The organism is Clostridium zhoujianii, assembly GCF_051590805.1.
In the GTDB taxonomy this organism is placed as follows: Bacteria; Bacillota; Clostridia; order Clostridiales; family Clostridiaceae; genus Clostridium.
Genome location: NZ_JBPUTF010000005.1, coordinates 97,751 through 111,197 on the forward strand (window position 1 = coordinate 97,751; position 13,447 = coordinate 111,197).

Annotated in this window: 14 protein-coding genes; 1 reads left to right on the plus strand and 13 read right to left on the minus strand. The window is 31.1% G+C overall.

From position 1 onward, the window contains the following. Positions 1–7 precede the first annotated feature (7 nt). The 6 genes from ACSYT2_RS17285 to malQ all read right to left on the minus strand — a co-directional run bounded on the left by ACSYT2_RS17285 (position 8) and on the right by malQ (position 5,476). A complete protein-coding gene (locus tag ACSYT2_RS17285) occupies positions 8–847 on the minus strand; it encodes an alpha-D-ribose 1-methylphosphonate 5-phosphate C-P-lyase PhnJ (protein ID WP_438385284.1) in 840 nt (279 codons plus the stop codon). Continuing rightward, on the minus strand, positions 837–1,955 hold the full coding sequence (locus ACSYT2_RS17290) for a carbon-phosphorus lyase complex subunit PhnI (protein ID WP_430856986.1): 1,119 nt from the start codon (positions 1,953–1,955) through the stop codon (positions 837–839). Before ACSYT2_RS17290 ends, ACSYT2_RS17285 begins: the two co-directional genes overlap by 11 nt. A gap of 3 nt (positions 1,956–1,958) precedes the next feature. After that, the gene (gene phnH / locus ACSYT2_RS17295) at positions 1,959–2,552 is read right to left on the minus strand and encodes a phosphonate C-P lyase system protein PhnH (RefSeq protein ID WP_438385285.1); all 594 of its coding nucleotides are present in this window, start codon (positions 2,550–2,552) and stop codon (positions 1,959–1,961) included. A gap of 12 nt (positions 2,553–2,564) precedes the next feature. Continuing rightward, positions 2,565–2,987 (minus strand): phosphonate C-P lyase system protein PhnG, encoded by a 423-nt coding sequence (gene phnG, locus ACSYT2_RS17300; protein WP_430856988.1) that lies wholly within the window; start codon positions 2,985–2,987, stop codon positions 2,565–2,567. Positions 2,988–3,141: 154 nt separating this feature from the next. Beyond that, entirely contained in the window at positions 3,142–3,855 is a 714-nt protein-coding gene (locus ACSYT2_RS17305; protein WP_430856989.1) for a GntR family transcriptional regulator, read from the minus strand. Positions 3,856–3,976: 121 nt separating this feature from the next. Further along, on the minus strand, positions 3,977–5,476 hold the full coding sequence (gene malQ, locus ACSYT2_RS17310) for a 4-alpha-glucanotransferase (protein WP_430856990.1): 1,500 nt from the start codon (positions 5,474–5,476) through the stop codon (positions 3,977–3,979). 231 nt (positions 5,477–5,707) lie between these two features. Here malQ and ACSYT2_RS17315 point away from each other — a divergent pair, with 231 nt between their 5' ends. Further along, positions 5,708–7,297, plus strand: coding sequence for an amidohydrolase (locus ACSYT2_RS17315; protein WP_438385286.1), 1,590 nt, complete (start codon positions 5,708–5,710; stop codon positions 7,295–7,297). A gap of 165 nt (positions 7,298–7,462) precedes the next feature. On the opposite strand, the gene ACSYT2_RS17320 is transcribed toward ACSYT2_RS17315, so the two are convergent. The 7 genes from ACSYT2_RS17320 to ACSYT2_RS17350 form a co-directional block, all read right to left on the minus strand. After that, positions 7,463–8,383 (minus strand): magnesium transporter CorA family protein, encoded by a 921-nt coding sequence (locus tag ACSYT2_RS17320; protein WP_430856992.1) that lies wholly within the window; start codon positions 8,381–8,383, stop codon positions 7,463–7,465. Between the two features lie 81 nt (positions 8,384–8,464). Further along, positions 8,465–8,659 (minus strand): YwbE family protein, encoded by a 195-nt coding sequence (locus tag ACSYT2_RS17325; RefSeq protein ID WP_430856993.1) that lies wholly within the window; start codon positions 8,657–8,659, stop codon positions 8,465–8,467. Positions 8,660–8,772: 113 nt separating this feature from the next. Next, positions 8,773–9,609 (minus strand): MetQ/NlpA family ABC transporter substrate-binding protein, encoded by an 837-nt coding sequence (locus ACSYT2_RS17330; protein ID WP_430856994.1) that lies wholly within the window; start codon positions 9,607–9,609, stop codon positions 8,773–8,775. A 27-nt stretch (positions 9,610–9,636) separates the two neighbouring features. Further along, entirely contained in the window at positions 9,637–10,473 is an 837-nt protein-coding gene (locus ACSYT2_RS17335) for a MetQ/NlpA family ABC transporter substrate-binding protein (protein WP_430856995.1), read from the minus strand. 19 nt (positions 10,474–10,492) lie between these two features. Continuing rightward, on the minus strand, positions 10,493–11,146 hold the full coding sequence (locus ACSYT2_RS17340) for a methionine ABC transporter permease (RefSeq protein WP_430856996.1): 654 nt from the start codon (positions 11,144–11,146) through the stop codon (positions 10,493–10,495). Next, positions 11,140–12,165 (minus strand): methionine ABC transporter ATP-binding protein, encoded by a 1,026-nt coding sequence (locus ACSYT2_RS17345; protein WP_430856997.1) that lies wholly within the window; start codon positions 12,163–12,165, stop codon positions 11,140–11,142. Before ACSYT2_RS17345 ends, ACSYT2_RS17340 begins: the two co-directional genes overlap by 7 nt. A gap of 18 nt (positions 12,166–12,183) precedes the next feature. Beyond that, positions 12,184–13,362 carry an amidohydrolase gene (locus ACSYT2_RS17350; RefSeq protein ID WP_430856998.1) on the minus strand — a complete coding sequence of 393 codons (1,179 nt, stop codon included), beginning with the start codon at positions 13,360–13,362 and terminating at the stop codon, positions 12,184–12,186. Between the last annotated feature and the right edge of the window lie 85 nt (positions 13,363–13,447).

Consider the following 13,447-nt stretch of genomic DNA (forward strand, 5'->3'; position numbering starts at 1 on the left):
TTCATCCCTACCTTTTCTCATTTAATGTAGTAAGACAATTACTAGTATCATTACATTGATAGTAAGTTTCTCCTGTAGTTTCATCCACAAGTTCATCCATATAGACTCCTGTTTTTCCACATAATCTACAGAATTTATCATCAAAATTCTCTATTCTAAAAGGGTAATCTTCAAAAGCTAATGAAACTACCTTAGTATATGGAGGGACAGCATATACCTTCTTTTCTCTCCCTGCTCCCAATAAAATTAATGCCTCTGCTGAATCCATCTTTGAATTATCAAATCTAGGAATTGGACTTGGTGCCATAACATATCTATTATTCACCATTACAGGATGATCAGCTCCTGTGGACATTTCATCATACTTAATAATTTGCTCAAGCAATATTAACCATGCTCCACTATATTCTTTATCTCCATGAAGCCTCTTTGTTATATACTCACTAGGTTCTACCCTTCTTAATGGCTCTGGCGTTGGAACTTGAAGTACTAAAATCTGCCCTTCTTTTAAAGGTACTTCTGGAATTCTGTGTCTTGATTGAATTAAAGTAGCATTTTCAGTTCTATCTGTTGTTTCAACTCCAGTGGTTTTTCCAACTAATTTCTTTATGTTTACTGCATTTAGAGATTCATCTGCTCCTTGATCAATAACCTTTAACTTATCTTTCTTTCCTATTAATGAAAGGGTTAATTGCAAACCTCCAGTTCCCCATCCCCTTCCAATTGGCATTTCCCTTGATGCAAATGGAACTTGGTATCCAGGTATTGCTATTGCCTTTAAAGTAGCTCTTCTTATTTCTCTTTTTGAACCCTCATCAAAAAATGCAAAATTATAATTAGCCTTCATAAGCTTCTTCTCCTTTATGAGTTTTACGTATACTATCTAATTCTGATTGGAATGTTACGTAATGAGGTAACTTTAAATGTGATAAAAATCCTGTAGACTCTACTGAATCTATGTTGTAAAGAACAAACTCCTCATCTCCAGTTGGATATTTTTTATCCTTCTTCTCTAAACATTGATCAAGAATACTCATTGCTATAGCTTTTGTTTCATTTTGGCCATAACATATTCCATAACCTATCTCAAAGACCTTTTCACTTTCACCTTTATCATTTTGAACTGATGTTGGTATAAAGGATTCCACCTCTGTTACCCTTATTGCACCTATATAATAATCTCCTTCTATCTCACTATTTTCACTAATAGGATCTGCTACATATAAAGGTAGTTTACCAACTCTAAGCTCACCTACCGTTGGATGATCTATACCACAGGATCTTAATGCAGAATAAGCTAATGAATTAATTCCTCCTGTTTGTCCTCTAGTTAAACTTTGTAATCTTTCGCTTCTCTTTGTTGGGAATTCCAAACTCTTTTTTGTTATATCTGATGGCTCTTCATTATTATCTTGAAAATCTTTAATTAACCCTTCTTTCCTTAAATAATCAAGTACCTTAGGTAACTCTCTTAATGATGGCCCTTCATTTCTCCTTTCACTGACTTTATTATTAAAGGCACTAATCCACTTTTCTGATTCTTCCTCTGTTTCATCTAATAAATCAAAATCTAATAATCTATGGGTATAATCGTAAGTAGCCCCTAGTATTTGGCCACCTAGTATATCTTTAAAAGAAGCTGATATTCTTCTTTCTACCCACATATCACTTGATTCAACTGTTCTTGTATAATGCTTTCTTGGTAAAGTTGATCTATAGGCTCTAAGTAAAAATACTGCTTCTTCTATATTTCCTTCTGATTGCTTTATTGCTAATGCTGCTAATTCTCTGGAATAAATACTTGCCTCGGACATAACTTGATCTATCATACCTCTCATTCCTGAAAGAATATTTTTCACGTTAGCTACTTTACCCTCTTTTAATCTTTCATATTTTAATCTGTTTATTGACTCCTCAATGGCTTTTGTACCACCTTTAACTGCAACGTATCCCATTAACTACTTCTCCTTTTCTTTAACTTGAGTTGTCCTTGGTAAACATAAAACATTCTCATTCTTATCTAGGTATATTGCATCAATCCCTAGTGGATACTCTTCATTCTTACCTTTTCTCGACCCTATCCATTCACTATTTCCACTTAGACTTATCCTATTAATACCTTTGATTCCAGGCCCTATTAGTTCTAAATTATTTCCTTCTTCTATATAATCAAACTCTGCTATTATTGTTGCTGATTTATTGGGATCAACTAAATTTCCTATCTTTGCTCTTTTAAAGATTTCATCCAATTCCTTATCTACAGAATCATTAATAACAAAAATATAATCTGCTTCTTCTATAGGCTTTAACTTTGCATATGTTATCTGACTTACAAGACTTGTTATATACATCTCGTTTTTTGAAACTACATTAAAACTTACTTCTCCATCAAGTAACATTAGCATTATTAAAAATGTGCCTCTATAAGTGTAGGTATTCATATCTACTTTCTTTGCTTCACCCTCTAGATTCTCAATATTCCCTGGTCTTGCCATGGAATTCAAAAGCTTTCTATATGCACTTTGAACATCATGAACCAAATCTAATTTCATATAATTTCCTCCTTAAATATCCATAGTACTAAAATCAACTTTAGTTTCTAATATCTTTGCTTCTTCCATACTTTCTATATATTTAATCTTTTCTTCTGCTTCCAAAAGAACTTCTTCCCAAGTTTCAACTTCCTGTAATCCCCTTTTATATGCAGCATCTATAACTGCTAGATTACTAGCTAACTCCTCTCTATCACCTGCTACTATTCCAATACCCAACGCTCCATCAATATATATTTTTGCTTCACTAACTAATACCTCTCCCAAATAAAACAACTCTCTCTTTGCTGTTTCCCTTATCTTTATCATTACAAGTCCATGGTTTGAGTCTTCAATCTCTTTTACCTTATACTTATTTCTAATTTCATTTGCTAACTGCATAGCTAATTTTTCATCGCTCTTTATTAAGATTTCTGTTCGTTTTCTTCTATTCATATAATCCCCTCCTACAATTCGGATTATATCTTGGTGCCAAGTTAAGAGGTGATAAATGGATGTTAACTAATGTTAAAAGAATATTATTGAGCAAAAATGGTAAAAAAATAAGAAAGCTATTAGCTTTCTTTAAATTAATGAATATAATTTTAGTTTATATCTGATACCTAAACCTATCTCCTCTATACATTATCTCTGTATATTCCAATATGCTTCCATCTCCTCCTCTACAATTAGTTTCTAACTTAAGTACTGGTACAAGTTCTCCACATTCTAAATATCCTCTTTCCTTTGATGTAGGATAAGCTATACTTAAAAAGCTTTTTTCCGTAGAGTAATTAGAAAATCCATTTTTATTATAATACTCAAACATAGATGTAATCTTCTTTCCATCCTCATAAATATTGGGGAATACTGATTTTAATACATAGGAAATATGTATTGCTATAGCTTCTCCCCCTACTATTCTTAGTCTACCTACTCTATATATCTCATCTTTTTTTTCCGCCCTTAATTCACCATATATCTTTTCGTTGTATGGCACTCTTTCACAGAATATATTTTTAGATTCCAATTCATATCCTTGTTCTATTATTTTCTTAGAAAAGCTCTCTTTACCTGATAAAATAAGTTCAATATTTTCATTTCTATTCTTTAAGAATCGTCCTCTTCCTTGTAAAGAATATATATATCCCATAGCTTCTAATCTCTCATAAACATGACGTATCTTTATTCTAGGCACTCCATATTTATCCGAAAGTTCATTATCTGATGGTAGCTTCTCATCTGGTAGATATCGACCTTCATTTATATTTAAGATTAAGTTGTCCATAATAATATTTTCAATTGATATATCAGTTTTACTCAATATATTTCTCCTAACTATATTATTCTATTTTCATAATATCTCTGTAAAATAAATTCTTTATTGGCAATATGTAAAAATTAGATTAAAAAATAAGAACCATCTAAAAGATAGCTCTTAATTTTTAATCACACCGCCCATATATTTTTGTAATTTCATAAATCTTATTAGCTAAATCATTGCTAAGACTATTCTTTTCTACTCTCCATCCCCAATTAGCTCCTAGAGTAGAGGGTAAATTCATTCTACTATCATTTCCTAGATTCAAAAAATCCTGCATTGGTGCTATTGCAACATCTGCAATACTACTCCATACGCCTCTTATAAATCCCCAACTATAACCTTCTTCTTTATTTAAAGCTAAATATTTCTTAGCATTTATAACTTCCCTATCACTTCCGCTTGTCTCATACCACCCTAAGAATGTATCATTATCATGTGTTCCTGTATAAGCCACACAATTTTTAGAATATCTGTGAGGTAAATAATTGTTATTATTTGCTCCATCAAAAGCAAATTGTAATACTCTCATCCCTGGGAATCCTGTATCTTTTAGAAATAGCCTTACTTCATCTGTTAAATAACCTAAATCTTCAGCTATAATATTTACTTCTCCAATGTCTCTTTTAATATCCTCAAAAAATTCTTTTCCTGGCCCTTTTATCCATCTACCATTTACAGCTGTTTTATCTTTATAAGGTATTTCCCAATAAGATTCAAATCCCCTAAAATGATCAATTCTAACTATGTCATATAATTTTAAGCTTTCTTTTATTCTCATTTTCCACCACTTATAGTTATCTTTTTTCATCTTGTCCCAATCATAAATTAGATTTCCCCAAAGTTGTCCTGTTTCTGAAAATGAATCTGGCGGGCATCCTGCTACAACTAGTGGTTCTAATATATCTTTATCCATTTTAAAGCTATCTGAATTACTCCATGTATCTACGCTATCCTCCGCTACATATATTGGTATATCCCCAATTATCTGTATACCTAGTTTATTAACATAATTTTTTAGTTTCCTCCATTGAAAGTAAAATAAATATTGTATGAAATTCCAATATTCTATCTCATCTTTAAGCAATTCCTCATAACTATTGATTGCTGTAGCTTCTCTTCTTTTAATACTATCATCCCATTCATACCAGCTCTTAAATGAGAAGTGATATTTTAATGACATATATAAAGAATAGTCCTTAAGCCAAAAATCATTTTCCTTTTGAAACTCTTCTATACCATATCTTATTTGTGAAATATTATTCTTTTTATAATTTTCAAATGCTTTTTTTAAAACCTTAAATTTAGACAGGAATATTGCTCCATAATCAATTGAATTATCTAACTCTCCATAATTCTCATTTTTATAATCCTCATCTACTAAAAGCCCATCATCTCTAAGGAAATCATAGTCTATAAAATATGGATTACCAGCAAAGGCTGAAAAAGATTGATAAGGTGAATCTCCATAAGAAGTATGTCCCAAAGGTAGTATTTGCCAATATTTAAATCCTGATTTTTTCACAAACTCTGCAAATTTATATGCTTCATTTCCAAATGAACCTATTCCAAACTCCCCAGGTAATGATGCTATATGCATTATAACCCCTGCTCCTCTTTTCATAATGGCTTCCTCCACACTATTTCTTCTACTAAATTTATATTAGTTTTATATTTAGTATCTATATTGATAATATTTATATTTATTTGTTTATATTACAAATTATATCTCCACCTTTGTAATCCCCTACAAAATTTATTCCTCTCTTCAATTACATTTCTTCAATCAATTGAGTATTTTATATGGTCAATTAATTCATACTATAATACTAATCTATTTATAAGGAGGTTTTTTATGAGAGAAATTATATATTATAACGGTGATATTTTAACAATGGATGAGACTCTATATGTTGATGCCATCCTTATACGAAATGGTCTAATTCATAAAATTGGTTGTAAAGATGATATTCTAAAATTTAAAAATGAAAATACTAAAGTTATAAATCTAAAAGGTAAAACTTTAATGCCTTCATTTATAGATTCTCATAGTCATCTTTCTGCCCTTGCAACTACACTAGGCTTAGTTCCTTTAGGAGATGTAACAAGCATAGAAGAATTAATAAATAAAATTAAAGAATTTAAAAATTCTAAAAGTATTCCTAAGGGTAAGTGGATAGTAGGCTTTGGATATGATAATAACTCACTACCAAATAGTAAGCATCCTAATAAAGATATTTTAGATAAGGCTTCAATCGATAATCCAATAATGATATCTCATGCTTCCGGTCACATGGGTGTTTTAAATTCATTGGCCTTAAAGAAACTTGGTATAGGTAAGGATACCACTGATCCTGAAGGTGGGGTAATTGGTAGGGTTGGTAATACAAATGAGCCTAATGGTTACCTAGAGGAAAATGCCTTTATGCAATACTCTTCTAAAATGGATAAACCATCTTTAAAATCAATCTCAAAACAAATTGAAGAAGCCCAAAATATTTATTTAAGCTACGGTATAACAACAGCTCAAGAAGGAATAATGAAAGATGCTGAATTTAATTTACTTAGTTTTATTGCAGAAAATCATAAGCTTAAAATAGATTTGGTTGGTTATGTGGATTTAAAAAATAGTAAGTATTTAATGGATAATAATGAATACCTCAAAAAATATGTAAACAGATTTAAAATTGGTGGATATAAAATATTTTTAGATGGGTCTCCCCAAGGAAAGACAGCTTGGCTTACTAAACCTTATGAAAATTCAGCTGATTACCGTGGATATGCAATTTATAATGATAAAGAGGTGGAGGATTTTGTTAGAACAGCTTTAGATGAAAATATTCAACTTCTTACACATTGCAATGGTGATGCTGCTGCAGATCAATTGCTTAATTCCTTTCAAGACATCTTAGGAAAAGGTAACTCTGCAAAGAAAATACGTCCTGTTATTATTCATGCTCAAACTGTTAGATATGATCAATTAGATGAAATGAAAACTCTAGATATGATTGCTTCGTTCTTTGTAGCACATACATATTACTGGGGAGATATACATATTTTTAATCTTGGAGAAGATAGAGCTTTTAAGATAAGTCCTCTTCGTAGTGCTATAAAGAAAGGTGTACTCTATACTTTACATCAAGATTCTCCTGTAATAGCTCCTAATATGCTTGAAACAGTATGGGCTGCCACTAATAGATCTACAAAATCCGGTGTAATAATCGGTGCTGATGAAAGAATCTCTCCATTAGAGGCATTAAAAGGAGTTACTATAAATGCTGCATATCAATATTTTGAGGAAGATAAGAAAGGTTCCATAACAGAAGGTAAATTAGCTGACTTAGTAATTTTAGATAAAAATCCTCTTAAAGTTGATCCTATGGAAATAAAAAATATTCAAGTTTTAGAAACTTTGAAGGAAGGTAAAAGATTGTTTAAAAAGTAATCTTAACTTAATTAAGACAGAAACTATATAAGAGATTTAAAATAGAACAAGGTACTTAATATATCTTTTTAATTCTACCAGCTCTAACACATGTAGTCTTCAAAGAAATATGAAATACCCTGTTCTTATATGATATTCTTCTAGATATCATAAGATATAAATATGCTAAAACCATTTCTTTCTCTTAAAGCAAATTATACACAATATTATAACGATAATACTTATAACAATTACAAATGGATAACCATAATTCCAGTTATACTCTGGCATATTTAAATTCATCCCATACCATCCAACAATAAGGGTAAGCGGTAAGAATATAGTTGTAATAACAGTGAATAACTTCATTATGTTATTTTGATTAATATCTATCTGTGCTTGATATGCCTCTCTAACTTGTGTAACATAGTCCCTTAAATTAATAACACTTTGATATAGTCTATTTATTCTACTAGTCATTATCCTGAAGGATTTAATTGTCTTTTTATCTATTAGACCATTCTCATTTTCTTCTATTCCCTCAGCTATATTATAAAATTGCTCGTAATACCTTTTTAAAATCAATAACTTTTTTCTAAGTCCAATTATCTCTTTCAAATAATCAGATTTTATTGAATTTACTAATCCCTCTTCTAATTCAGCAATTTCTTCTTCAATATTCTCTATAGCATATGTATCTCCAATTGTAAGCTTATCAAAAAATATATCTAAAATCTTGCTAAGACTTGAACACTTTTGTTGATTTTTTACTAGTTCGCTCAATGTTTCTGAAACCATAAGTGTATTATCACAAATAAAAATAAGTATATCTTTTCTAAAATATATGCATATTCTCTTAGGTTCTTTAAATGGATCTTCAATGGATGGTACTTTTAAAGCTATATAATCAAATCCATCATGACTTTCAAATTTTGATGTTCTACTATTCAAACACTCTGATACTATTCTTTCGTTTATATCAATATCTTTCGCTAACTCTCCTAATTCCTCTAGTGTCAGTATGCAGATAAGTTCCTTTTTCCTATCAAGATATAAACTTTCTATAGTATCCCTATGTACAGTACTATTTTCCAAACAGTATATCACTATAATCACCTATTATTAATTATTCTTACTATGATTATACAACTCAAGGTGGTATATTACAATTTTATCCACGTCATTCCTTTATTCAATTATTTCTTGTACTCTACCTACAATTCCACCTACTAATCTAACCTTTATTCCATGAGGATGATTTGATGAATTAGTTAATATATCTTGAACAACTCCCTCTGTAAGTTTACCTGTTCTTTGGTCTTGCTTTTGTACGATTTTAACCTTTATTCCAGCTTTTATATCTGAACGATTCTTTCCATTCATAATTTAATCTCCTATATTCTTTAGTTCTTTTAATACTATAATATCACATTATATCTTTACATATCTAAAAAGACATATCCCTCTAAAGGAATATGCCTTCTTACAATAATTTTTTATTTTAGGTCATCTGGTATTTGCCAGTAATTATCCTTATTATTCTCTTCTAAATACTTTTTAAACGCCTCTGATTTATATGCTGCCACTATATCTTTAGCCCATTTAGTATCTACATTTTTCTTATCAACAACAGCTGTTATTTCTAAATCTTTAATAACAGTTTCTGATAAAAGAGATTTTGATGCATCAACCTTTGCTGCATATACTACGCTACCTGGTAATATAGCAAAATCAATATCATCCATTGCACGTGGAATTTGTAATGACTCCATTAAAGTTATATCAAGATTATGAGGATTCTCTACAATTTCATTTAAAGTTGCTGACATTGGATCTATTCCTTCTTTTAATTTAATCCACCCTGCCTTTTGCAATACATTGTATGCTCTAGCTGCATTTGACGGGTCCTTTGGTATTGCGACCTTTGCTCCATTTTTAATATCTTTAATTGAAGTATATTTATTTGAGTATATACCTGCTGGAACTGTTGGTATGTGTACTATCGATACAAGCTCTGCATTTTTTTCTTTGTTATAGGCATTTGCATAAGCTGTATGTTGTGCCACATTAAAATCAATTTGCCCCTCTGTTAAAGCCACCTCTGATAGTAATAAATCTGAAAAGGTTACTGCCTTAACCTCGTATCCTTTACTTTCTAGTATAGGCTTTACCCCAGCATCAAATAAATCATTATATGGCCCCGGAGATACCCCAATAGTTATAACCTTTTTATCATTAGAACCTTCCTCTGCTTTCCCACAACTAACTAACCCAAATGCTAGTGTACTTGCACAAAGCACTGTAATAACCTTAATGAATAATTTTCTCCCCATTTTATACTTGCCCCCTATTTAATATATTTACTTTAAATCTTCTGGTATTTGCCAATAATTGTTTTTATTATTTTCCTCTAAATACTTTTTAAACTCATCTGATTTATATGCTTCAACTATATCTTTAGCCCATTGTGTATCTTTATTTTTCTTATCAACTACAACAGTTATTTCTAAATCGCTAATTACATCCTCAGCCAATAATGACTTTGATGGATCAATTCTAGCTTCATATACTATACTTCCAGGTAAAACACCAAAATCAATATCATCCATTGCACGTGGGATTTGAGTTGAATCCATAAGCCTTATATCAATATTATGAGGATTATCTATCACATCATTAATTGTAGCCTTTACAGGATCTATTCCCTCCTTTAGCTTTATCCAACCAGCCTTTTTTAGCACATTAAATGCTCTTCCTGCATTTGAAGGATCTTTAGGTATTGCTACTATTGCTCCATTCTTTAACTCATCTATAGAGTTATACTTATTTGAAAATATCCCAGCTGGCACTGTTGGAATATGAACTATTGGTACTAGTTCTGATTTTTTCTCACTATTAAAAGAATTTAAATAAGCTGTATGCTGAGCTAGATTAAAGTCAATTTGCCCTTCCGTTAAAGCAATATTTGACTGTATGAATTCTGAAAAACTAACATCTTCAATTTCATATCCCTTTTTCTCTAATATAGGTCTTATTCCATCGTTAAACAGATCATTATATGGACCTACTGATACACCTATTGTAATTTTCTTTTTATCTTGTTTATCTTCATCTGATTTTCCACATCCAACCAAAGCAAATACTAATATGCTCATAAAAATCGGTATAATGACTTTTTTAGATAATATCTTTTTCATTTAGTCTCCTCTCCTTTTGCTAATGTCTTCTTACCTTTCTAGCTAATATATTTCCTAACCATTGAATTCCTTGAACAAAAATCACTAAAATAACTACTGTTACAACTATTACTGGAGTATCAAATCTTTGGTATCCATAAGAAATAGCTAAATCTCCTATTCCTCCCCCTCCTATTGTTCCCGCCATGGCAGTAGCTCCTATTAGCCCAATAGCTGCAGTTGTAATAGTTAATATTAATGACCCTAAGGCTTCTGGAAGAAGGAAATATCTTATTATTTCTAGTGGTGTTGCCCCCATAGCTTCTGCGGCTTCAATAATTCCTTCATCTACCTCAAGAAGTGAATTTTCAACTAATCTAGCGATATATGGGCTAATATAAACTATTAATGGTACTATTGCTGCACTTGTCCCAATAGATGTACCAACTACAAGCCTTGTAAATGGTACTATTGCAACTAATAATATGATAAATGGTACTGATCTAACTATATTTATTACATTACTCAATATAGTAAAAATAAATCTATTTTTAATTATTCCATCCTTCCTTGTTATAACTAAAGCTACACCAAGTGGAATACCTATTATTGATCCTATTATTAATGAGAAACTAAGCATTTGAAGGGTTTCAACAATTGCTTTTACTATTTGTTCATTAGTTATAGTTACCATATCAATACCTCCTCCACTACTACATTTCTATCCTTTAAATATTTGTAAGCTAACTCTATTGCAAATTCTTCCCCTCTTAATTGCACTATTAAATTCCCCAATACTGTTCCTTGTATTTCTGTAACTGTTGCAAATAAAATATTAGTTTCAACATCAAATCTTTTTGCTATAGCAGATATTAATGCTTCCTTAGTATTAGTTCCAACGAAACCAAGCTTTAACACTTTATTATTCCCTTCTTCACTGCTAAGTGAGTTAATGATACTTTTAGGAATACTATCTTTTATAACCGTTCTAACAAAACTCTTTGTTGTCTCTTCTTTAGGTCTTCCAAATACCTCCAACACACTACCTTCCTCAATTATTTCTCCCTTCTCTATAACAGCAACCTTATTACATATATCTTTAATTACGTTCATCTCATGGGTAATTATCAAAATTGTAATATTGTATTCCTTGTTTATTTTCTTAAGAAGTTCTAGAATAGATTCAGTAGTCTGAGGGTCAAGTGCAGATGTTGCCTCATCACATAATAGTATTAAGGGATTAGTAGCTAAAGCTCTAGCTATACCTACCCTCTGCTTTTGCCCTCCTGATAATTCATCTGGATAACTTTTAGCCTTACTCTCTAGTCCTACAAATTCTAATAACTCATTAACTCTTTTTTCTATTTCACTTTTAGGGGTATTATTTAGTTTAAGCGGAATAGCAATATTATCAAAAACAGTTTTTGAATTAAGCAAATTAAAATGTTGAAAGATCATACCTATTTGCTTTCTAAGGTTCCTTAATTCTTTAGTTGATAGTTTATTTAAATCTTTATCTGCTACAATTACACTTCCAGAGCTTGGCTCCTCTAATGAATTAACCAACCGGATTAAAGTGCTTTTTCCCGCTCCACTAAATCCTATTACTCCAAATATATCACCCTTATCAATCTTAAGATTTACATTCTTTAAGGCTTCTACACTTATATCTTTTCTCTTAAACACCTTCCCCACATTTTGTAGTTCAATCATGCTATTTCCCTCCTTCCTTTAGCTTTCTCTTTTATCTTTATCTAATTCTAATAAAGCTCTTTCAGCTAATTTTGCGAAATACTCTGAAGTACCTTTTAGTGCACTTTTATCAACTTGGAATTTAGGATGATGATGAGAATATGATTTACCAGTTCCAACATAAATAAATGTTCCTGGTATCTCTTCTTGATAATAAGCAAAATCTTCTCCACCTAATCCTGTTTGGCGCTTTTGAACTTCATATCCTATTTCACTAGCAACCTCCATTGAAATCTTAGTCCATTCTTCAGTATTATTTGTAGCAGGAGGTCCTGCATGCCACTTTACTTCTATCTCTGCTCCAAAAGATTGTGCTATGCCATGGATAACATCTTTGATTCTTTTTTCTATCAACTTACGTGTTTCAGGATTTAGAGTACGAACTGTTCCTTCTAAATAAGCTGACTTTGGTATTACATTCCATGTCTTCCCACTCTCTATATGAGTAATACTTATAAGTGCTTGATCAAATGCACTTATATTTCTACTTATAATAGTTTGAAGTGATGTTATTATATTAGCTGCTACTACTATTGGATCTATTCCTCTTTCTGGCTCTGCTGCATGAGCTCCAACACCTAATACAGTTATTTCGAATCTATCAACTGCTGCAGTTAATGGTCCAATGTTTGTCCCTATTGTTCCTACTTGTAAATCACTTGAAGTGTGTAATCCAAATATAGCTTGAACATCTGATAGTACTCCAGTATTTATTACTTGTTCTGCTCCATGAGCTGTTTCCTCTGCCGGTTGAAATAAAATTTTCACAGTTCCTGCCAACTCCGATTCTCTTAATTTTAATAAATATGCTGCTCCTAAAATTGATGTAGCATGAAAATCATGTCCACAAGCATGCATCTTTCCATTCACTACAGATTTATAGGATAAACTTGTTTCTTCCGATATTGGTAATGCATCTATATCCGATCTAATTGCAACTATAGGCCCATTCTCTCTGCCCTTTACCTCTGCTACCAAACCAGTTCTTAATGGTAAATCTAATACCTTTATTCCAGCTTTTACTAAAGCCTCTTTTAGAATTCTTGTTGTTTCAAATTCTTCATTTGATAATTCAGGATTTTGATGCAACTTGCAAAATATACTGCTAAGCTCCTCACCTAATTTATCTTTTACTATTTGTAATCTTTCAGTTGTCATATCTATTACACCCTTTCATAATTACTTCTTATATAATATTCCTCTGCTTTTCATAATGTTAAATACTTTAAATATATCCTACCAA

Bases quoted from the DNA above. Each gene is read 5' to 3' on its own strand.
- ACSYT2_RS17285 (WP_438385284.1), bottom strand. From the start codon at position 847: ATGAAGGCTAATTATAATTTTGCATTTTTTGATGAGGGTTCAAAAAGA.
- ACSYT2_RS17290 (WP_430856986.1), bottom strand. From the start codon at position 1,955: ATGGGATACGTTGCAGTTAAAGGTGGTACAAAAGCCATTGAGGAGTCA.
- phnH (WP_438385285.1), bottom strand. From the start codon at position 2,552: ATGAAATTAGATTTGGTTCATGATGTTCAAAGTGCATATAGAAAGCTT.
- phnG (WP_430856988.1), bottom strand. From the start codon at position 2,987: ATGAATAGAAGAAAACGAACAGAAATCTTAATAAAGAGCGATGAAAAA.
- malQ (WP_430856990.1), bottom strand. From the start codon at position 5,476: ATGAAAAGAGGAGCAGGGGTTATAATGCATATAGCATCATTACCTGGG.
- ACSYT2_RS17315 (WP_438385286.1), top strand. From the start codon at position 5,708: ATGAGAGAAATTATATATTATAACGGTGATATTTTAACAATGGATGAG.
- ACSYT2_RS17325 (WP_430856993.1), bottom strand. From the start codon at position 8,659: ATGAATGGAAAGAATCGTTCAGATATAAAAGCTGGAATAAAGGTTAAA.
- ACSYT2_RS17330 (WP_430856994.1), bottom strand. From the start codon at position 9,609: ATGGGGAGAAAATTATTCATTAAGGTTATTACAGTGCTTTGTGCAAGT.
- ACSYT2_RS17335 (WP_430856995.1), bottom strand. From the start codon at position 10,473: ATGAAAAAGATATTATCTAAAAAAGTCATTATACCGATTTTTATGAGC.
- ACSYT2_RS17340 (WP_430856996.1), bottom strand. From the start codon at position 11,146: ATGGTAACTATAACTAATGAACAAATAGTAAAAGCAATTGTTGAAACC.
- ACSYT2_RS17345 (WP_430856997.1), bottom strand. From the start codon at position 12,165: ATGATTGAACTACAAAATGTGGGGAAGGTGTTTAAGAGAAAAGATATA.
- ACSYT2_RS17350 (WP_430856998.1), bottom strand. From the start codon at position 13,362: ATGACAACTGAAAGATTACAAATAGTAAAAGATAAATTAGGTGAGGAG.